This window comes from Streptomyces sp. NPDC043952, assembly GCF_056435325.1.
The window spans coordinates 164610-183953 of sequence record NZ_JBWKES010000007.1; the positions used below are offsets into that span (position 1 = coordinate 164610).

Annotated in this window: 16 protein-coding genes; 11 read left to right on the forward strand and 5 right to left on the reverse strand. The window is 73.3% G+C overall.

Going from position 1 to position 19344, the window contains the following annotated elements; genetic code table 11:
- Positions 1–145: 145 nt before the first annotated feature.
- Together AC069R_RS10930 and AC069R_RS10935 are read left to right on the forward strand one after the other, a co-directional pair.
- A complete protein-coding gene (locus tag AC069R_RS10930) occupies positions 146–1474 on the forward strand; it encodes a DUF2690 domain-containing protein (RefSeq protein ID WP_478766318.1) in 1329 nt (442 codons plus the stop codon).
- A gap of 305 nt (positions 1475–1779) precedes the next feature.
- The gene (locus AC069R_RS10935; RefSeq protein ID WP_478766320.1) at positions 1780–2769 is read left to right on the forward strand and encodes a malate dehydrogenase; all 990 of its coding nucleotides are present in this window, start codon (positions 1780–1782) and stop codon (positions 2767–2769) included.
- Positions 2770–2876: 107 nt separating this feature from the next.
- Here the strand turns inward: AC069R_RS10935 and AC069R_RS10940 are convergent, their stop codons facing one another.
- Positions 2877–4268, reverse strand: a complete 1392-nt coding sequence (locus tag AC069R_RS10940; protein ID WP_478766322.1) for an MFS transporter — start codon at positions 4266–4268, stop codon at positions 2877–2879.
- Between the two features lie 96 nt (positions 4269–4364).
- Between AC069R_RS10940 and AC069R_RS10945 the strand changes: the two genes are divergently transcribed.
- From AC069R_RS10945 to AC069R_RS10970, 6 genes are all read left to right on the forward strand, one after another.
- A complete protein-coding gene (locus tag AC069R_RS10945; RefSeq protein ID WP_478766324.1) occupies positions 4365–5333 on the forward strand; it encodes a LysR family transcriptional regulator in 969 nt (322 codons plus the stop codon).
- 160 nt (positions 5334–5493) lie between these two features.
- Positions 5494–7014, forward strand: a complete 1521-nt coding sequence (locus AC069R_RS10950) for an aldehyde dehydrogenase family protein (protein ID WP_478766325.1) — start codon at positions 5494–5496, stop codon at positions 7012–7014.
- A gap of 38 nt (positions 7015–7052) precedes the next feature.
- Positions 7053–8591 (forward strand): GMC family oxidoreductase, encoded by a 1539-nt coding sequence (locus AC069R_RS10955; RefSeq protein WP_478766327.1) that lies wholly within the window; start codon positions 7053–7055, stop codon positions 8589–8591.
- A complete protein-coding gene (locus AC069R_RS10960) occupies positions 8588–9766 on the forward strand; it encodes a quaternary amine ABC transporter ATP-binding protein (RefSeq protein ID WP_478766329.1) in 1179 nt (392 codons plus the stop codon). Before AC069R_RS10955 ends, AC069R_RS10960 begins: the two co-directional genes overlap by 4 nt.
- Positions 9766–11691, forward strand: coding sequence for an ABC transporter permease (locus AC069R_RS10965; protein WP_478766331.1), 1926 nt, complete (start codon positions 9766–9768; stop codon positions 11689–11691). The genes AC069R_RS10960 and AC069R_RS10965 overlap by 1 nt, the downstream gene beginning before the upstream one ends.
- 7 nt (positions 11692–11698) lie before the next feature.
- Positions 11699–12652 (forward strand): ABC transporter substrate-binding protein, encoded by a 954-nt coding sequence (locus AC069R_RS10970; protein WP_478766547.1) that lies wholly within the window; start codon positions 11699–11701, stop codon positions 12650–12652.
- Between the two features lie 7 nt (positions 12653–12659).
- Here AC069R_RS10970 and AC069R_RS10975 read toward each other — a convergent pair whose 3' ends face one another.
- Positions 12660–13394: an isocitrate lyase/PEP mutase family protein gene (locus AC069R_RS10975; RefSeq protein ID WP_478766333.1), complete on the reverse strand. Its 735-nt coding sequence runs from the start codon at positions 13392–13394 to the stop codon at positions 12660–12662.
- Positions 13391–13888, reverse strand: a complete 498-nt coding sequence (locus AC069R_RS10980) for a carboxymuconolactone decarboxylase family protein (RefSeq protein ID WP_478766335.1) — start codon at positions 13886–13888, stop codon at positions 13391–13393. The genes AC069R_RS10975 and AC069R_RS10980 overlap by 4 nt, the downstream gene beginning before the upstream one ends.
- 46 nt (positions 13889–13934) lie before the next feature.
- On the opposite strand from AC069R_RS10980, the gene pdxR reads away from it, so the two are divergent.
- Entirely contained in the window at positions 13935–15323 is a 1389-nt protein-coding gene (gene pdxR, locus AC069R_RS10985) for a MocR-like pyridoxine biosynthesis transcription factor PdxR (RefSeq protein WP_478766337.1), read from the forward strand.
- Here the strand turns inward: pdxR and AC069R_RS10990 are convergent.
- Positions 15320–16192, reverse strand: a complete 873-nt coding sequence (locus AC069R_RS10990) for a helix-turn-helix domain-containing protein (RefSeq protein ID WP_478766339.1) — start codon at positions 16190–16192, stop codon at positions 15320–15322. The genes pdxR and AC069R_RS10990 overlap by 4 nt on opposite strands.
- Before the next feature lie 532 nt (positions 16193–16724).
- The gene (locus tag AC069R_RS10995; RefSeq protein WP_478766549.1) at positions 16725–17567 is read right to left on the reverse strand and encodes a DMT family transporter; all 843 of its coding nucleotides are present in this window, start codon (positions 17565–17567) and stop codon (positions 16725–16727) included.
- Positions 17568–17695: 128 nt separating this feature from the next.
- On the opposite strand from AC069R_RS10995, the gene AC069R_RS11000 reads away from it, so the two are divergent.
- Both AC069R_RS11000 and AC069R_RS11005 read left to right on the forward strand, forming a co-directional pair.
- The gene (locus AC069R_RS11000; protein WP_478766341.1) at positions 17696–18076 is read left to right on the forward strand and encodes a hypothetical protein; all 381 of its coding nucleotides are present in this window, start codon (positions 17696–17698) and stop codon (positions 18074–18076) included.
- 14 nt (positions 18077–18090) lie between these two features.
- Positions 18091–19275: a glutathionylspermidine synthase family protein gene (locus AC069R_RS11005; protein WP_478766343.1), complete on the forward strand. Its 1185-nt coding sequence runs from the start codon at positions 18091–18093 to the stop codon at positions 19273–19275.
- Positions 19276–19344: the final 69 nt, after the last annotated feature.

Sequence of the window (19344 nt, forward strand, 5' to 3'; positions counted from 1 at the left end):
CCGTTGCGGGGCGAACCGCCGCCGGACACACCCTGGCTCCTGGTGAACGGCCTGATCAACGGCTGTCTTCGCGCTGTGGCACGGAAGTGACCGTTCCGCCGAACGGTGACCGTCCGGTACGAAAGTGGGGATGAGGGGGGAGACGATGCCTCGTTGGAAGACCTTGCCGAACGAACTCGACCCGGAGATCAAGGAGTTCGTCAGCCAACTGCGGTGGCTCGTGGACCTCGGCGGGCTCGGCACCGCGGCCCTGGCCGACCGCACGGGCTACGGCAGGGCGTCCTGGGAGGACTACCTCGCCGGCCGGCTCCTCGCCCCCAAGGGCGCGGCGGTCGCGCTCGCCGAGGCGGCGGGCACCAGCCCGGTGCCGATCATCACGATGTGGGAGCTGGCCGAACGGGCGTGGAGCCGGGCGGAGTTGGGGCACGAGCACGCGCTGGCCGGGCGCCGGTCCGCGAACGGGACCGAGGGCGGCACGCTCACCGTCCCGAAGATCCCCGCCCAGCCGAAAGCCGCGGAGGCGGTGGAGGCGGCGGAGCGCGGCAACGCCGGGAGTGCGGCGAAGGGCGCGTCCGGTGGCGGCTCGTGGGGGCTGGCCGGGTACCGGGGGCCGTCACGGGCGAGCGGACGGCCGGGGGCGTGGCCGGAGCCGGCACGGGTCCCCGGCGCGCCGGAACCGCAGTCCCCCCGGAGCCTGCGGGGCGCGCAGGGCACCCAGGGCACCCAGGACATCCAGGGCCCAGGTATTCAGGGCATCCAGCGCGCCCAGGAGATCCGGAGCGGCCAGGGCCCTCAGACCTCCGCCGGCCCTCAGACTTCCGCCGGCCCCCAGACCTCCGTTGGCTCCCAGACCTCTGTCGCCTCTCGGCCCCCTGTAGGCCCTCAGATTCCTCAGATCCCCCGTGACTCTCCTGGCCCGCAGGCCACTCAGGGTCTCGACGCGGCACGGCCCTCCGGACCCGACGGCGCGTCCGGGTACCGGCAGCCGGTGCTGATGTTCCTCGGCGGGTTCGTCACCGTGCTGGTGCTCATCCTCGGCGTCTTCTTCCTCACCGGGGGTCCCGGTGGCGGCAGGCACGAGGCCGCGTCCGAGCGGGCCGCCCGGAGCGCCGGTCCCAGGGCGAGCCTTCCGCCGGGAATCCGATGCTCAGGGGCGGACTGCGTGGGCAAGGACGCCGAGTCGATGGGGTGCAGCGGCGACCAGGTGGCCACCGCCCAGACCGTTTCCCTCGGCACCACCACCCTGGAAGTGCGCTACAGCAAGGTCTGCGGCACGGCGTGGGGCCGGATCACCGGTGCGGTGCCCGGCGACAAGGTCCAGGTCACCGGGGCGCGGGGCAGGGTCCGGGAGACCGGGGAGGCCACCGAGGCGGGCGACACCATCGCCTACACCCCGATGATCGCCGTAACGGATCCGGCCCGTGCGACGGCGTGCGCCACGCTCGCGTCGGGCCGCACGGGGTGCACGCGGTGAAGCCGAACGGATGAATTCCGGATCGGCAGGCATGCCCGGCCGGATTCCGGGCACGCGAGCTGATACCCCCCACGGGAGACCGGTCCGCCGGTACCCCCACCGGCGGCCGATCCGTCCACCCTCTCCGGACGGACGGCCGCCTTTCTCCGTCCCGCGCGATCTGCTGTGGGCTGAGCCACAGGGCCCCGCACGTCTCGCATGCCGGATGCGCGATAGCCTGACCGGTGGATCTCTCTTGATGCCAAGAGATCGATCATCCACCGGGGCAGGGACGCCCCACCGCCAGCTGTCATACGGAGAACGCCATGACCCGCACTCCCGTGAACGTCACCGTCACCGGCGCGGCCGGCCAGATCGGTTACGCCCTGCTCTTCCGCATCGCCTCCGGCCAGCTGCTCGGCGCGGACGTGCCGGTCCGCCTGCGCCTCCTGGAGATCACCCCGGCGCTCAAGGCCGCCGAGGGCACGGCCATGGAGCTGGACGACTGCGCCTTCCCGCTGCTCCAGGGCATCGACATCACCGACGACCCGAACGTCGCCTTCGACGGCGCCAACGTGGCCCTGCTGGTGGGCGCCCGCCCGCGCACCAAGGGCATGGAGCGCGGTGACCTGCTGGAGGCCAACGGCGGCATCTTCAAGCCGCAGGGCAAGGCCATCAACGACCACGCCGCGGACGACATCAAGGTCCTGGTCGTCGGCAACCCGGCCAACACGAACGCGCTGATCGCGCAGGCGGCGGCGCCGGACGTACCGGCCGAGCGGTTCACCGCGATGACCCGGCTGGACCACAACCGCGCGCTGACGCAGCTGGCGAAGAAGACGGGCTCCACCGTCGCCGACATCAAGCGGCTGACGATCTGGGGCAACCACTCCGCCACGCAGTACCCGGACATCTTCCACGCCACCGTCGGCGGCAAGAACGCGGCCGAGGTCGTCAGCGACGAGAAGTGGCTGGCCGAGGACTTCATCCCGACCGTCGCCAAGCGCGGTGCGGCGATCATCGATGCCCGTGGCGCGTCGTCGGCTGCGTCCGCCGCGAACGCCGCGATCGACCACGTGTACACGTGGGTGAACGGCACGGCCGAGGGTGACTGGACGTCCATGGGCATCCCGTCCGACGGTTCGTACGGGGTGCCGGAGGGCCTGATCTCCTCCTTCCCCGTCACCACGAAGGACGGCACGTACGAGATCGTGCAGGGCCTGGAGATCAACGAGTTCTCCCGCGCCCGCATCGACGCGTCGGTCAAGGAGCTGTCCGAGGAGCGCGAGGCGGTCCGCGCACTCGGCCTCATCTGACGGTAGCCCCGCACGCGGGCCCCGCTCCGGTTCCCCTCCGGAGCGGGGCCCGCGTGTCTGTGCCGTAGCGGCACCCACCCGGCGTGGCGGCGTCCCTCCCCGCTCCGTCAACGGGCCGCGCCCGTCGGTACCTTCTTCTGAGCCGGGGTCACCGTGCCGCGCTCGCCATACCCCTTCACCACCACCGCCGTGGCCACCAGCACCACCGCTCCCACCACCCGCAGTGCCGGGCCCATTCCCTGGGTCAGGTCGGTGTGGCCGGACAGCACCGTGCCGGTCACCGCGACGCCCAGGGCCGCGCCGGTCTCGCGGGCCGTGGTGCCCAGGCCCGAGCCCAGGCCCGCCTGGTGGGCGGGGAGGGAGGTGACGACGCCCATCGTCAGCGGCGGCATGGACAGGCCCGCGCCGGTGGAGATGACCAGGAGCCAGCAGACGAAGAGGGCGTACGGCGTGGCCGCGGTCGCCGTGGACGCGCCGAGCAGACCGGCGCCGATGAGCGCGAGCCCCGTACCGACGAGGGCGCGCGGCCGGTCGGACCAGCGCGCGGCCAGCTTCTGCGCGCCGGCCATCCCGATCACCAGCGGCATGATCGCCACCCCGGTGACGGCGGGACCGTACCCCTTGACGTCCTGCAAGTACTGCGAGTTGACGAAGAAGAGGGAGAAGAGGCCGAAGAACCCCGTCGCCGTGCCGAGGGACGCCGCCCGCAGCCGGGGCGAGGCGAACACCCGCGGATCGAACAGCGGGCCCCGCGCCCGCAGCGCGTGCACCGTGAACGCCGCCACCAGCACCGCCCCCGCGCCGAACGCGCCGGTGATCCGCGCCGACAGCCAGCCGTACGACGGCCCCTCGATGATCCCGAACAGCACGGCCACCAGCCCAGCGATCAGCAGGACCGCGCCGAGCGGGTCGGGGTGGCCGGAAGCCGGGCGTTCCGTGCGGGGAACGACGTGCGCCACCACCGCGATCAGCAGCGCCGCGAGCGGCACCATGGCCCAGAACAGCGCCCGCCAGCCGAGGAATTGACCCGCGAGCCCGCCGCCGAGATTGCCCGCCGCCCCGCCGAGGCCGATCGACAGGGTCCACGCGGCCATCGCGCCGAGCCGCCGCGCGGGTGCCGCGAGCTGCATCAGCAGGGACAGAGTGGCCGGGGTGATCAGCGCGGCGCCCGCGCCGGACAGCCCCCGGCCCGCGATCAGCACCAGCGGCGCCCCCGCCAGCGCACTGGTCGCGGCGCCCGCCGCGAACAGCGCGAGCCCGGCGAGCAGCGCGCCCTTGCGCCCGTACCGGTCGCCGAGCGCCCCGGCGGGGATCAGCAGACCGGCGAAGACGATGACATAGGCGTCGACCGTCCACAGGACCTCGGCGCCCGAGGGCCGCAGCGCGGACGAACTCAGCTGCGGTATCAGCAGGTTGATCGCCGCCACCATGCTCTGCGCGACCAGGACACAGGCGCACAGGGCCAGCAGGGCGGGGCGTTTCAGGGCGTGCGAGGGCACGGCTCCTCCCAAGGAGCTCGAACGGGTGAAAGGGTTGCCCGCTCACCGTAGGCTCACCCTTGACCGGCACTCCAGTGCAACTTATGCAAGGAATGAATGCGTATGGCGCAATCCACGGGCCTCGACCTGAATCTGCTGGTCGCGCTGGACGTGCTGCTCGACGAGCAGAGCGTGCGGGGCGCCGCGCGCCGGCTGCACCTGTCCGAGCCGGCCATGAGCCGCACCCTCGGCCGCATCCGCAAGGCGCTCGGCGACCCCGTCCTGGTGCGGGCCGGCCGGCAGCTGGTGCCGACCCCACACGCGCTGGCCGTACGCGCCGAGGTGAGCGCCGTGGTGGAGCGGGCCCGCGCCCTGTTCGCACCCGGCCGGGACACCGACCTGCGCACGGTGAGCCGTACCTTCACGATCCTCGGCCACGACGCCATCGTCGCCACCCACGGCGCCGCCCTGCTCGCCCGCGCCGCGCGCGAGGCCCCCGGCATCCGGCTGCGCTTCCTGTCCGAGAGCCACATCGACGCCCCCTTCCTGCGCCAGGGCACCGCCGACCTGGAGATCGGCATGATCGACACCACCGCACCCGAGGTGCACCGGGAGACGGTCTACGAGGACCGCATGCTCGGCGTCGTACGCTCCGGACACCCCTTGCTGGAGGGGGAGTTGACCCCCGAGCGGTTCGCCACCGCGGCCGGTCACCTCATCGTCTCCCGGCGCGGCCGGCTGCGCGGGCCGGTCGACGAGGCGCTGGCCGAGCTGGGGCTGAGCCGGCGGGTGGTGGCCAGCGTCGGCACCTACCCGGCGTCGCTGTTCGTGCTCCGCGAGACCGATCTCATCGGCCTGATCAGCCCCTGGACCCGCCCGCTCGCCGAGCCCCTCGGCCTGACCGTCTTCGAGATCCCGCTCCGGCTCCCGGCCCTCCCGGTCGGCCTCGCCTGGCACCCCCGCCACGACGCCGATCCGGCCCACGCCTGGCTGCGCGAGTGCGTCCGCGAGCTGATCGGGGAGGGCGCCGGGCCCGCCGCCACGCGCTGTGGCGGTCCCATGGACCGAACGCAGCGCCCCGGATAGCCATTTCTGTCCGTTTTGCACCGCCTTTTTAGTGACGCCGCGCACTTTCGGCCGCCGATTCCGCATGCAAACGGGGCTCTCGGGCAGGGGGCCACGGTCCCTGAGCCCGCCCTTCGCGTGACACGGGGGCGTCGAACAGTAACGGAAGGCAACACCGATCATGGCGGACAGTACGGCACGACCGACCCAGGCGACCATCCACGCGGGAGGAGAGTGGCTGACGGCGATCTCCGGGGCGACCCGCGAGATCCTCGACCCCGCGGACGCCCGGCCGTTCGCCGTGGTCGCGGAGGGTGACGAGAAGGACGCCGAGCGCGCCGTGGCCGCGGCCCGGCAGGCGTTCGACCACGGCCCCTGGCCGGGCACCCCCGTCGCCGAGCGCGCCGCGCTGCTGCGCCGCGTCGCCGACCTGCTCGTGCGCGATCGCGAAGCGCTCGGCCGGCTTGAGGCGCAGGACGCGGGCAAGACCGTGGAAGAGGGCCGGATCGACATCGACTGCGTCGCCGACGCCTTCCGCTACTTCGCCGACCTGGTGGCCGCCGAGGCCCCCGGCCGCGTGGTGGACGCGGGCTCGCCCGACATCCACAGCGTCGTCGTGCACGAGCCGGTCGGCGTCTGCGCGCTGATCACTCCCTGGAACTACCCGCTGCTCCAGGCCAGTTGGAAGATCGCCCCGGCGCTCGCGGCCGGCAACACCTTCGTGATCAAGCCCAGCGAGATCACCCCGATGACCACCGTCGCGCTGATCGGACTGCTGGTGGAGGCCGGACTGCCCGCGGGCGTCGCCAACATCGTCACCGGCCCCGGCCACACCGTCGGCGCCCGGTTCGCCGAGCACCCCGACGTCGACCTCGTCTCCTTCACCGGCGGACTGGCCAGCGGCACCAAGGTCGCCCAGGCCGCCGCCCCGAGCGTGAAGAAGGTCGCCCTCGAACTCGGCGGCAAGAACCCCAACGTGGTCTTCGCCGACGCCTGCGCCACCGAGGAGGGCTTCGACACCGCCGTCGACCAGGCCCTGAACGCCGCCTTCATCCACAGCGGCCAGGTCTGCTCGGCCGGCGGCCGGCTCATCGTCGAGGAGTCGGTGCGCGAGCGCTTCGTCGCCGAACTCGCCCGCCGCGCCCAGCAGATCAGGATCGGCCGGGGCACCGAGGACGGCGTCGAGGTCGGCCCGCTCGTTTCCGAGCGGCAGCGCGCCAAGACCGAGGCGTACGTCGCCTCCGCGCTCGCCGAGGGCGCGATCCTGCGCTGCGGCGGCAAGCGGCCCGAACCCGCCCCCGAGCGGCCCGAGTCCGGCTACTTCTACGAGCCGACCGTCCTCGACGGCTGCCACCGCGAGATGAAGGTCGTCCGCGAGGAGGTCTTCGGACCCGTCCTCACCGTCGAGACCTTCACCACCGAGGACGAGGCCGTCCGCCTCGCCAACGACACCGAGTACGGCCTTGCCGGCGCCGTGTGGACCGCCGACCCCGGCCGGGCCCGGCGCGTCGCGGCCCGGCTGCGCCACGGCACCGTCTGGATCAACGACTTCCACCCCTACCTGCCGCAGGCGGAGTGGGGCGGCTTCGGCAAGAGCGGCACCGGCCGCGAGCTGGGCCCCGCCGGACTCGCCGAGTACCGGGAGACCAAGCACGTCTACCAGAACCTCGCGCCGAAGCCGGTGCGCTGGTTCGCCGGCTGAGCCGACCCCACCCCTTCCCCACCTGGAGTAGCACCCCCATGTCCCACACCCCCCACGTCTACGACTACGTCGTCATCGGCGGCGGCACCGCGGGCTCGGTCATCGCCTCCCGCCTCACCGAGGACCCCGATGTCACCGTCGCCGTCATCGAGGGCGGCCCGAGCGACATCGACCGCGAGGACGTCCTCACCCTGCGCCGCTGGCTGGGCCTGCTCGGCGGCGACCTGGACTACGAGTACACCACCGTCGAGCAGCCGCACGGCAATTCGCACATCCTGCACAGCCGCGCCAGGGTCCTCGGCGGCTGCTCCTCGCACAACACCCTGATCTCCTTCAAGCCGCTGCCCACCGACTGGGACGAGTGGGAGCAGGCCGGCGCCAAGGGCTGGGGCGCGGTGCCGATGGAGGCGTACTACGCCCGGCTGCGCAACAACATCGTGCGCGTCGCCGACCAGGACCAGAACCCCATCGCCAAGGACTGGATCGACGCGACGAAGACCGCGATCGGCGTCCCCGAGGTGATCGGCTTCAACGACAAGCCGTTCTACGAGGGGGTCGGCTTCCTCGACCTCGCCTACCACCCGGAGGACAACAAGCGCTCCTCCGCCTCCGTCGCCTACCTCCACCCGCACATCGAGGCCGGCGACCGCCCCAACCTCACGCTGCTGCTGGAGACCTGGGCGTACAAGCTGGAGCTGGACGGCAAGCGCGCCACCGGTGTCCGCGTGCGCACCAAGGACGGCGCGGACGAACTGATCAGCGCCCGCCGGGAGGTCGTCGTCTGCGCCGGCGCCGTCGACTCGCCGCGGCTGCTGCTGCTGTCCGGCATCGGCCCGAAGCGTGACCTGGAGGAGCTGGGCATCCCGGTCGTGCACGACCTGCCGGGCGTCGGCGAGAACCTCCAGGACCACCCCGAGTCGGTGATCGTCTGGGAGACCGAACGGCCGCTGCCCGAGAACTCGGCGATGGACTCCGACGCCGCGCTGTTCGTGCGCCGGGACCCGTCGCTGGACATCCCCGACCTGATGTTCCACTTCTACCAGATCCCCTTCACCGACAACCCCGAGCGCCTCGGCTACGAACGCCCCGAGCACGGCGTGTCGATGACCCCGAACATCCCCAAGTCCCGCGCCCGTGGCCGCCTTTACCTCACCAGCGCCGACCCCGAGGTCAAGCCCGCCCTCGACTTCCGGTACTTCACCGACGAGGACGGCTACGACGCGCAGACCCTCGTCGACGGAGTGAAGATAGCCCGCGAGATCGCGCGGACCGAGCCGTTCGCCGGCTGGCTGAAGCGCGAGGTCTTCCCCGGCCCCGAGGTCACCGACGACGAACAGCTCAGCGAACTGCTGCGCAAGGCCCACCACACCGTCTACCACCCCGCCGGCACCTGCCGGATGGGCGCTGCCGACGACGAACTCGCCGTGGTCGACCCGGAGTTGCGCATCCGCGGTCTCGACGGCATTCGCATCGCGGACGCGTCCGTGTTCCCGACCCTTCCCGCCGTCAACCCGATGATCGGGGTGCTGATGGTCGGGGAGAAGGCCGTCGATCTGATCGGAGGCGATCGCCGATGAGTACCACCACCGTCCCGACCCGCAAGCCCCCCACCACCGACGACGCCCCCGTCTTCGCGGTCTCCGGCCTGTGGAAGGTCTTCGGCCCCAAGCCGGAGCGCGTCCCCGCCGACCCCGAGCTGGGCACCCTCGACGCGGCCGAGCTGCGCGCCCGCACCGGCTGCACCGCCGCCGTCCGCGACGTCTCCTTCGACGTCCGCAAGGGCGAGGTCTTCGTGGTGATGGGCCTGTCCGGCTCCGGCAAGTCCACCCTCGTGCGCTGCCTGACCCGGCTGATCGAGCCGACCGCGGGCACCATCGCCATCGACGGCGAGGACGTACGCGCCATGGACAAGTCCCGGCTGCGCGAACTGCGCCGCCACCGCGCCGCGATGGTCTTCCAGCACTTCGGTCTGCTCCCGCACCGCAGCGTGCTCGACAACGTCGCCTACGGCCTGGAGATCCAGGGCGTCGGCAAGGCCGAGCGCCGCGAGCGCGCCGCCCGGATCGTCGCCAAGGTCGGCCTCGAAGGCATGGAGCACCGCCGCCCCGGCCAGCTCTCCGGCGGCCAGCGCCAGCGCGTCGGCCTCGCCCGCGCGCTCGCCGTCGACCCCGAAGTGCTGCTGTTCGACGAGCCGTTCAGCGCCCTGGACCCGCTCATCCGCCGGGACATGCAGGACGAGGTCGCCCGCCTCCACGAGGAGGAGGGCCGCACGATGGTCTTCATCACCCACGACCTCAGCGAGGCCCTCAAGCTCGGCGACCGCATCGCCCTGATGCGCGACGGCCAGGTCGTCCAGCTCGGCACCCCCGAGGAGATCGTCGGCTCCCCGGCGGACGACTACGTCCGCGAGTTCGTCCGGGACGTGCCGCGCGAGCAGGTGCTGACCGCCCGTACGGCCATGCGCCCCGCCTCCTCCGCCGAGACCGGCGCCGGTCCCGCCGTGCGCCCGGACGCCACGGTCGCCGAAGCCATCGAGGCGGTGGCCCGCGCCGGCGAACCGGCGCGGGTGATGTCGGACGGCAAGTGCCTGGGCGTGGTCGACCACGAACACCTGCTCGGCGTGGTGGCCGGCGTACCCACCGCCCCGGCCGCGGGCGGTCGTGCCGCGGGGGCGGCGCGGGTGGCCGGGGCGCTCCGCAAGCGCGGGCAAGCGACCCGGCCCGGCCCCCGGATCACCCCGGAGGCCGTCTGATGGCCGCCCTCACCGTCCCCGCCCTGCGCACCAGGACCCCCGCCGTGCTGCGCAACAGAGCCGTCGGCAAGCTGCTGCTGCTCGCCCTGATCACCGCCGTCCTGCTGCCGGTGCTGCACGGCCACGCCTGGCCCCAGCACCTCACGGTCAGCCTCACCAAGCCGCTGACCAGCGCCAGCGACTGGATCATCGACAACCGCGACACCCACCCCCTGTTCCTCTACTTCTTCGGCTACATCAGCAACGCCGTCGTCATCTCGGTGCGCGCGGTCTACGTCGCCCTCCTCGCCCTCGGCTGGCCGGGCGTCACCGCGCTGGGCGCCCTCGTCGCCTGGCGCGTCGCGGGCCCCCGCCTCGCCGCCGGCACCGCCGTCGCGTTCCTCGCCTGCGGCGCCCTCGGCATGTGGGAACCGACGATGCAGACCCTCGCGCTGATGGTCGCCGCCGTGCTCGCCTCGGTGCTCGTCGGCATCGCCCTCGGCCTGGCCGGCGGCCTCTCCGCGCGCCTCGACCGCGCCCTGCGCCCGGTCCTGGACACGATGCAGGTCCTCCCGGCCTTCGCCTACCTCCTCCCCGTCGTCCTGGTCTTCGGCATCGGCGTCCCCGCGGCCGTCCTCGCCACCGTCGTCTACGCCGCCCCGCCGATGGCCCGCCTCACCGCGCTGGGCCTGCGCGGCGCCGACCCCGAGGTCCTGGAGGCCGTGGAGTCGCTCGGTGCCACCCGCCGCCAGCGGCTGCTGACCGCCCGCATCCCGCTGGCCCGCAAGGAACTCCTGCTGGGCCTCAACCAGACGATCATGATGGCGCTCTCCATGGCCGTCATCGCCTCCGTCATCGGCGCCGGCGGCCTCGGTGACCGCGTCTACCAGGCCCTGTCCACCGTCGACGTCGGCCAGGCCCTCGCCGCCGGCATCCCGATCGTGCTGCTCGCCGTGGTCCTGGACCGGGTGACCGGCGCGGCCGGCGCCGGCACGAAGGGGGCCCGGACGATCGGCTGGCCGTACGCCCTCGCCGTCACCGCCCTCGCCGCCCTCGCCGCCCGCCTGCTCGGCGCCCTCGACTGGCCGGACGGCTGGAGCGTGCAGATCGCCGCCCCGGTCAACCGCGCCGTCGACTGGATGACCAGCCACCTCTACACCGGCGTCCCGGTCATCGGCGGCACCGCCGACTGGGCGGGCCACTTCACCACCTGGGTGCTGGACCCGGTCCGCGACGGACTCCAGTGGCTGCCCTGGTGGTCGGTGCTGCTGATCGTCGCCGCCCTCGCCTGGCTGATCGGCACCTGGCGCACCGCGCTGACCGCCGTGCTCGCCATGGCCGCGATCGGCGTGCTCGGCGTGTGGGAGCCCTCCCTCGACACCCTCTCCCAGGTGCTGGCCGCCGTCGCCGTCACCCTGGTGCTCGGCTTCGCCACCGGCATCGCCGCCGCCCGCAGCGACCGGGTCGAGCGCGCCCTGCGCCCGGTCCTTGACGTCTTCCAGACGATGCCGCAGTTCGTGTACCTGATCCCGGTCGTCGCCCTGTTCGGCGTCGGCCGCGCCCCCGCGGTCGCCGCGGCCGTCGTCTACGCGCTGCCCGCCGTCGTCCGCATCACCACGCAGGGCCTGCGCCAGGTGGACCCGGCGGCGCTGGAGTCGGCGCGCTCGCTCGGCGCGACCGGAGGGCAGCAACTGTGGCAGGTCCAACTGCCGCTCGCCCGCCGCTCGTTGCTGCTGGCCGTCAACCAGGGCGTGGTCCTGGTCCTCGCGGTCGTCATCATCGGCGGTCTGGTCGGCGGGGGTGCCCTCGGCTACAACGTCGCCTTCGGCCTCGCCCAGGGCGACCTGGCGACCGGTCTGGTGGCCGGCGCCGCCATCGTCTGCCTGGGCCTGATGCTGGACCGGGTGACCCAGCCGACCGAGCGCCGCGCGAAGAAGGGAGCCTGACATGCGGATCCGACTGCGCACGACGATTCCGGTCGCGCTCGCCGTGCTGGGGCTGACCACCGGCTGCGGCGCCGCCGACATGACCAAGCAGGCCAGCCCGTTCGCGCACACCGGCGGCGGCAAGAGCGTCACGCTGTCCGTGCAGTCCTGGGTGGGCGCCGAGTCCAATGTGGCCGTCGCCCAGTACCTGCTGGAGCACAAGCTGGGCTACCGCGTCGACACCGTGCAGGTGGACGAGGTGCCCGCGTGGGACGCGCTGAGCCAGGGCCGGGTCGACGCCATCCTGGAGGACTGGGGCCACCCCGACCAGGAGAAGCGCTACGTCGACGACAAGAAGACGATCGCCCGCGCCGGTGATCTCGGGGTGACCGGGCACATCGGCTGGTTCGTGCCGACGTACCTCGCCAAACAGCACCCCGACATCACCGACTGGCACAACCTCAACAAGTACGCCTCCCTCTTCCGCACCGCGGAGAGCGGCGGCAAGGGCCAGCTGATGGACGGCTCCCCGTCCTACGTCACCAACGACAAGGCCCTGGTGAAGAACCTGAAGCTGGACTACCAGGTCGTCTTCGCCGGCTCCGAGGCCGCGCAGATCACCCAGATGAAACAGTTCGCCAAGGAGAAGAAGCCCTTCCTGACGTACTGGTACTCGCCGCAGTGGCTGTTCAAGAAGGTCCCGATGACCGAGGTGAAGCTGCCGCCGTACAAGGACGGCTGCGACGCGGACGCGGCGAAGATCACCTGCGCCTACCCGCGCACCCCGCTCCAGAAGTACCTGAACGCGGACTTCGCGAAGTCGGGCGGCAAGGCGGCCCAGTTCCTGAAGAAGTTCCGCTGGACCACCGACGACCAGAACGAGGTCTCGCTGCTGATCGCCCAGGACAAGATGTCCCCGGACGCGGCGGCCGAGAAGTGGGTGGACAGCCACCCTTCCGTCTGGAAGAAGTGGCTGTCCTGAACCCCGGCTAGCGCAGCCCGGCGGCGAGTTCGGCCGCCGCCGCCGTGGCCCGGCGCTGGAGCTGCGGTCCGAAGGTGATCCGGGTGGCCCCGAGCCCGCCGAGCGCGGCGGGCGCGGGGCCGTCCCCGTCCAGGACGGCCAGCGCGTTCAGCGGGCCCTCGATCCCGGACCGCAGCAGGGGCAGTACGGCCGCCGGGGCCAGGATCGGGTACACGCACTCGGCGCCCGCCGCGATGTACGACGCGGCCCGTTCGATGGCCTGCTCGACGGCCCGGTCGGGGTCCCCGTCGCCGTGCACGAAGGTGTCGACGCGGGCGTTGAGGAAGATCCGGCCCGCCGCGGCCGCGCAGAACCGGGCCAGGTAGTCGGCGTGCTCCCGCGGGTCCTTGAGCGCGCCCTGCGTGGAGTCCTCGATGTTGCAGCCGACGGCGCCCGCCTCCAGCAGCCGCTCCACCAGCTCCGCCGGCGCGAGCCCGTACCCGTCCTCGACGTCCGCCGTGACCGGCACGTCCACCGCGCGCGCGATCCGGGCGATCGCCGCGAACATCTCGTCCGCCGGGGTCTCGCCGTCCGGGTACCCGAGCGCGGCGGCGACCCCCGCGCTCGGCGTGGCCAGCGCCTCGAACCCCACCTGTGCGAAGGCCCGCGCGCCGGCCGCGTCCCAGGGGCCGGGCAGGATCAGAGGGTCACTTGGCGGGCGCCCCAGGTGCAGCGCGCGCAGCGCCTCGACGCCGTCGCTCACTGGTGCTGCCCCGGCTGGTAGTGGCCCGGCGTCATCCGGGCGGTGACGCCGAACCGGTTCCAGGCGTTGATCACCGTGATCGCGGCGATCAGCCGGGTCAGCTCGGCCTCCTCGAACTGCTTGGCGGCCCGCTCGTACACCTCGTCCGGCACGAAGCCGTCGGTCAGCACGGTGATCGTCTCGGTCAGCTCGATCGCCGCCAGCTCCTTCTCGGTGTAGAAGTGCCGCGACTCCTCCCACGCGGCGAGCTGGACGATCCGCTCCACGCTCTCCCCGGCCGCGAGCGCGTCCTTGGTGTGCATGTCCAGGCAGAACGCGCAGTGGTTCAGCTGCGAGGCGCGGATCTTCACCAGTTCCAGCAGCTTCGCGTCCAGCCCCTGACGTGCGGCGATGTCCAGCCGCACCATCGCCTTGTACACGTCCGGAGCGTGCTCGCTCCAGTTCAGACGGGGGGCGTGCTCGGTGGCGTACTCGGTCTTCTCATCCGTGTTCATGCCTCCAACCTAGAAGCCGGGCAGCCCAGGAGTATGGTCCATTTCCATGGCGGAATCCTGGGCCACTTCGGGCGTCGACCTGCACTTGGAACCGGCCGGCCCCGGCGGGCTGCGCCGGGGGCTGACCGACGCCCTGCGCGACGCGGTCCGCACCGGCCGGCTCGCCCCCGGCACCCGGCTGCCCTCCTCACGGGCCCTCGCCGCCGACCTGGGCATCGCCCGCAACACCGTCGCCGAGGCGTACGCCGACCTGGTCGCCGAGGGCTGGCTCACCGCCCGGCAGGGCTCCGGCACCCGCGTCGCCGGGCGCACCGTGGTCCCGCCGAGCGGCCCCGCCCGCCGGCCCCGTGCCCCGGCCCGGCCCACCCACGACCTCGTCCCCGGCACCCCCGACCTCGCCGCGTTCCCGCGCGCCGAGTGGGCCAGGGCCGCCCGCCGCGCCCTCGCCGCCGCCCCCAACGAAGCGCTCGGCTACGGCGATCCGCGCGGCCGCGTCGAACTGCGCACCGCCCTCGCCGGCTACCTCGCCCGCGTCCGGGGCGTCCGCGCCGACCCCGGCAACCTGGTCGTCACCGCCGGCTTCTCGCACGCCCTGCGCGTCCTCGGCCCGGTGCTGCGCGCCCGCGGGGTCCGCTCGGTGGCCGTCGAGTCGTACGGCCTCGACGCCTACTGGGGCCTCCTCCAGGCCGCCGGACTCGCCACCCCCGCCCTGCCCTGGGACGAACTCGGCACCGATCCGGGCCCGTTGAGCACCGAGGGCGCCGTACTCCTCACCCCCGCCCACCAGTTCCCCATGGGCATGCCCCTGCACCCCGACCGGCGCACCGCGGTGGTGGACTGGGCCCGCCGCACCGACTCCCTGGTCCTGGAGGACGACTACGACGGCGAGTTCCGCTACGACCGCCAGCCCGTCGGCGCCCTCCAGGGCCTCGATCCCGACCGGGTCGTCTACCTCGGCACCGCCAGCAAGTCCCTCGCGCCCGGCATCCGGCTGGGCTGGATGGTGCTGCCGCCGGCCCTCGTCGGGGAGGTGCTCGCGGCCAAGGGGCACGTCGACACCGTGGGCGTGCTCGAACAGCTCACCCTCGCGGAATTCCTCACCTCCGGGGCGTACGACCGCCAGGTCCGCGCCGCCCGGCTGCGCTACCGGCGCCGCCGTGACGCCCTCGCCGCGGCCGTCGCCGAACGCGCGCCCGGCGTCCGGGTCACCGGGGTCGCCGCCGGTCTGCACGCGCTGCTGCGGCTGCCGCCGGGCACCGAGTCCTCCGTCGTCCAGGCCGCCGCCTGGCAGGGCCTCGCCCTGCACGGCCTCTCCTTCCACCGCCATCCCCAGGCCGTCGCCGAGCAGGTGGACGCGCTGGTGGTCGGGTACGGGACGCCATCGGACAGCGCGTGGGCGGGCGCGCTGGAGGCGCTGTGCAGGGTGCTGCCCTAGGAGGCGGGAGGGCAGTGGGTGGCCGGGCGGAAGACCAGGGAGAAGAACCGGGCGCCCGGCGAGCCCAGCGGCTGCGCCGCGCACAGGGTCACCAGGCCCCGCGTGGACGGGGCGTGTTCGGCGCAGCACCGGTCGGCCCCGCCGGCGGCGAGCCCCGCGTGCCGTACCGGGCGGGTGTCACCGTCCTGCTGCACGTACGTGATGTCGTGCCGGCGGTAGACGGGCCCCACCACCGGGTCGTCGTTCACCTCCGCGTCGAGCTGCCGCAGATCGGGGTTGTCCGGGTGGGCCGCCACCGCCGCCCGCAGCTGGGCCGCCACCGGCGCCGCCCACCGCTGCTCCCAGTCCACCAGGTGGTGTTCGCGCGCCTCCTCGCGCAGCAGCAGCCAGCGCATCACGTTCCGCTCGGGCAACTCCGGCCGCGCGCCCTCCCGTCGGGGGAACATGCGCAGGAAGTCGTCGTTCCAGGCGAGCAGGTTCCACGCCACGTCGTTGACGTAGCAGGGCACGCCGGACATGCTCTGGACGGCCGTGAACCAGGCCGGGTCCACCCGTGTGCCGGCCTCCGGGTTCATGGGGACCGGCGGTTCGTGGCCCAGCGCGTAGACGTACAGCGCGGTCCGCTCCGGCTCCGCCATGCGCAGCACCCCGGCGACCGCGTCGAGGAACTCGGGCGCGGGGGAGGACATGTCACCCCGCTCCAGCTGGGCGTAGGTGCGCTCGGAGACGTACAGCGCGTGCGCCACCTGGGCCTGGGAGAGCCCGGCGGACCGCCGGCCGCGGCCGGTACGGCGGGGCCAGCCCAGCTCGACGGGATCGATCAGCGAGCGCTTGTGCCGCAGCAGCGACCGCAGGGCATCCCGGTCCATCCCCACTCCCTCTCGGCGCGGGCCGCCTCACCGACCCGGCAAATACCGGAAGTCTACGTTCCTGAAAATCCGGTTCCTGGCCACGGACGGCCGCAGACCGCAGGATGGTCCCCGGACCGGTTGCGCTGCGGGGGGCGCAGCCGGTCCGTCGTTCTCCAGCAGCCGTGCGCCACCGGTCCGTCACCCTTCCGCGTTCCGCTCGCCGGCCCTGCCACCGGCCCACTCGGCGGTCCCGCCACCGGTCTGCCGTCTTTCGCCGACCCCGGTTTGCCGGTCCCCGGTACCGGTCCGTCACCCTTCCGCGGTCCGCTCGCCGGCCCCGCCACCGGCCCGCTCGCCGGTCTCCGGTACCGGTCCGTCACCCTTCCGCGGCCCACTCGCCGCCCCCGCCACCGGCCCGCTCGCCGGTCTCCGGTACTGGTCCGTCACCCTTCCGCGGTCCGCTCGCCGGCCCCCGTCACCGGTCTCTCACCCGCCATCAGCTCGCTCGCCGCCCCCGCCACCGCCCGCTCGGCAATGTCCGCCGCGCTCGTCAGCCTTCGGCGGCCGGCTCCGCCGTATCCGTCGCCGGGGCCTCGCCGAAGCGGGCCAGGGCCAGGGCGCCCGCCACGGCCACCGCGAAGCCCAGCACGGCCAGCCAGGACATGCCCTCGCGGGTGCGGTCGCCGAGCCAGACGACGCCGATGGCCGCGGGGCCGAGCGTCTCGCCGATCACCATCCCGGCGGTCGCCGTGGTGACCGAGCCGCGCTGGAGGGCCGAGGTCAGCAGCATGAAGGCGGCACCGCCGCCGAACACCAGGGCGTACGCCGCCGGGTTGGTGAGCAGGGTGGCGGGCGCGAGGCTGTCGATCAGCCGGACCGACACCTCGACCACCCCGAACCCGAACCCGGCGCCGAGCCCGAGCACCAGCCCCCGCGCCCGCCCGGACAGCCGCCCGCCCGCGAGCCCGAGCAGCAGCAGCCCGACCCCCACCCCGAGCATCACCCACCGCAGCGTGTCCGAACCGGCCTTGCCGCCCTCCGGCCCGGAGGCGAGGCCCAGCATCGCGAGCCCGGCGCACACCACCCCCACCGCGCCCCACTCCATGCCGCGCAGCCGCACCCCCAGCAGCCGCGCCGCGACCACCGCCGTCACCGCGAGGCTGGCCGCGAGGGCGGCGCCGACCGCGTAGATCGGCAGCGAGCGCAGTGCCGCGATCTGGAACAGGAAGCCCAGCCCGTCCAGCCCGAGCCCGGCGATGTACCGCCACTGCCGCAACGCCCGCAGCAGCAGCGCCGCCTCACCGCCGCCACCGGGACCGGCCTGTCGCGCCGCCACCGCCTGCAACACCGTCGCGGTACCGAAACAGACCGCCGCGCCAAGGGCGCACACCATTCCAAAGAGCACAAAGGGACTCTAAGGGAGCCCCGCCACCGCCCTGTCATGCTCACCCCCCTTGGCCGGTTCTCTCACCCCTCTCTAGGCTTGCCGCACCGCACTTCGCACACGGGGGAGACACGAACATGGCCGAAACCAGGCGACGGCTGCGCTCCGGCACGGTGGTCCTCGGCAGCGTCGGCCTGCTGGCCGCCGCGCTCACCGCCTGCTCCTCGGAGCCGGACAAGCGCTGCGTGGACCGGGACAGCTACAGCTACGCCAAGGGCTACAAGGTCGTCGCCGACAAGAACTGCAAGGCGGTCAAGTCGGCGGTCGACGGCGCCTGGTACTACGGCGGCAAGAAGAAGGGCTCCTGGGTGGACGGCGGTTCCTTCACCAAGCCCCGCACCGGCTCCGGGCACTCGACGGGCCACTCCACGAACCACTCCTCGACGCACTACGGCTCCGGCTCCGGCGGCGTGCACCGCGGCGGCTTCGGCGGCGGCTCGCACAGCTCCGGCGGCTGACCGGGATTCGCCGTATGGAACGCCGTACCACCACCCCCCGCCCCGGCTGGCAGCGCACCGTCGAGGAGCAGGGCCTCGTCTACCCGCTCACCCGCCACCCCGACGGGAGCCTGCGCCCCTACTGGGACGAGAGCGCCTACTACGTCTTCTCGCTGCCCGAGGTCGAGGCGCTGGAGGAGACGGTCGCCGAACTGCACGCCATGTGCCTGGCGGCGGCGGAGCACATCGTGGCGCGAGGCCGCCTCGCCGAGCTCGGCATCACCGACCCCGCCGTCGCCGCCGCCGTCACCGAGTCCTGGCACCGCCGGGCCGAACTCCCCTCCTTCTACGGCCGGTTCGACCTGCGCTACGACGGCACGGGCCCGGCCAAGCTGCTGGAGTACAACGCCGACACCCCCACCTCCCTGGTGGAGGCCGCCTCCCCGCAGTGGTTCTGGATGGAGGACCGCTTCCCCGGCGCCGACCAGTGGAACTCGCTGCACGAACGCCTGGTGGACTCCTGGCGCAGACAGTCCGCGCTGCTCCCGCCCGGAAGTCTCCTGCACTTCGCGCACTCCGCCGCCGACGAGCTGGGCGAGGACCTGATGACGGTCGCCTACCTGAAGGAGACCGCGGAGCAGGCGGGCCTCGCGACCGACTGGCTCGCCATGGAGGAGATCGGCTGGGACACCCTCTCCGGCCGCTTCGTGGACAAGCGGCTCCGGTTCATCCGCGCCCTGTTCAAGCTCTACCCCTGGGAATGGCTCACCACCGACGCCTTCGGCGGGCATGTCCTGGACACCCTGGACAACGGCGGCGGCACCGGCAGCACCCTGTGGATCGAGCCCGCCTGGAAGATGCTCCTGAGCAACAAGGCCCTGCTGGCGATCCTGTGGGAGCTGTACCCCGGCCACCCCAACCTGCTGCCCGCCCACCTCGACGGCCCCCGCGACCTCGCCGCCACCACCGGCTACGCCGCCAAACCGCTGCTGGGCCGCGAGGGGGCCGGCATCACCCTGCACCCGCCGGGCGGCCCGCCCGCCGTCCGCCCCGACCCCTGCTGCTACCAGCAGCTCGCGACCCTGCCCGCCTTCGACGGCAACCACGTCGTCCTCGGCGCCTGGGTCATCGACGACGAGCCCGCGGGCCTCGGCATCCGCGAGTCGGCGAGCCCCGTCACCGACGAGTACGCCCGCTTCCTGCCCCATGTGATCCTCTGAGCACCGCGGCCGGCGCCCCTCGCCCGCATGGTGGACGCCGGATCTCCCCGCCTCCACCCGGCCGGTACG

What these genes read in the sequence shown, in the direction of transcription:
- AC069R_RS11000 (WP_478766341.1), top strand. Translation starts at nt 17,696, where the DNA reads ATGGCCGAAACCAGGCGACGGCTGCGCTCCGGCACGGTGGTCCTCGGC.
- AC069R_RS10990 (WP_478766339.1), bottom strand. Translation starts at nt 16,192, where the DNA reads ATGGACCGGGATGCCCTGCGGTCGCTGCTGCGGCACAAGCGCTCGCTG.
- AC069R_RS10995 (WP_478766549.1), bottom strand. Translation starts at nt 17,567, where the DNA reads ATGGTGTGCGCCCTTGGCGCGGCGGTCTGTTTCGGTACCGCGACGGTG.
- AC069R_RS11005 (WP_478766343.1), top strand. Translation starts at nt 18,091, where the DNA reads ATGGAACGCCGTACCACCACCCCCCGCCCCGGCTGGCAGCGCACCGTC.
- AC069R_RS10930 (WP_478766318.1), top strand. Translation starts at nt 146, where the DNA reads ATGCCTCGTTGGAAGACCTTGCCGAACGAACTCGACCCGGAGATCAAG.
- AC069R_RS10960 (WP_478766329.1), top strand. Translation starts at nt 8,588, where the DNA reads ATGAGTACCACCACCGTCCCGACCCGCAAGCCCCCCACCACCGACGAC.
- AC069R_RS10955 (WP_478766327.1), top strand. Translation starts at nt 7,053, where the DNA reads ATGTCCCACACCCCCCACGTCTACGACTACGTCGTCATCGGCGGCGGC.
- AC069R_RS10945 (WP_478766324.1), top strand. Translation starts at nt 4,365, where the DNA reads ATGCGTATGGCGCAATCCACGGGCCTCGACCTGAATCTGCTGGTCGCG.
- AC069R_RS10935 (WP_478766320.1), top strand. Translation starts at nt 1,780, where the DNA reads ATGACCCGCACTCCCGTGAACGTCACCGTCACCGGCGCGGCCGGCCAG.
- AC069R_RS10950 (WP_478766325.1), top strand. Translation starts at nt 5,494, where the DNA reads ATGGCGGACAGTACGGCACGACCGACCCAGGCGACCATCCACGCGGGA.
- pdxR (WP_478766337.1), top strand. Translation starts at nt 13,935, where the DNA reads ATGGCGGAATCCTGGGCCACTTCGGGCGTCGACCTGCACTTGGAACCG.
- AC069R_RS10980 (WP_478766335.1), bottom strand. Translation starts at nt 13,888, where the DNA reads ATGAACACGGATGAGAAGACCGAGTACGCCACCGAGCACGCCCCCCGT.
- AC069R_RS10965 (WP_478766331.1), top strand. Translation starts at nt 9,766, where the DNA reads ATGGCCGCCCTCACCGTCCCCGCCCTGCGCACCAGGACCCCCGCCGTG.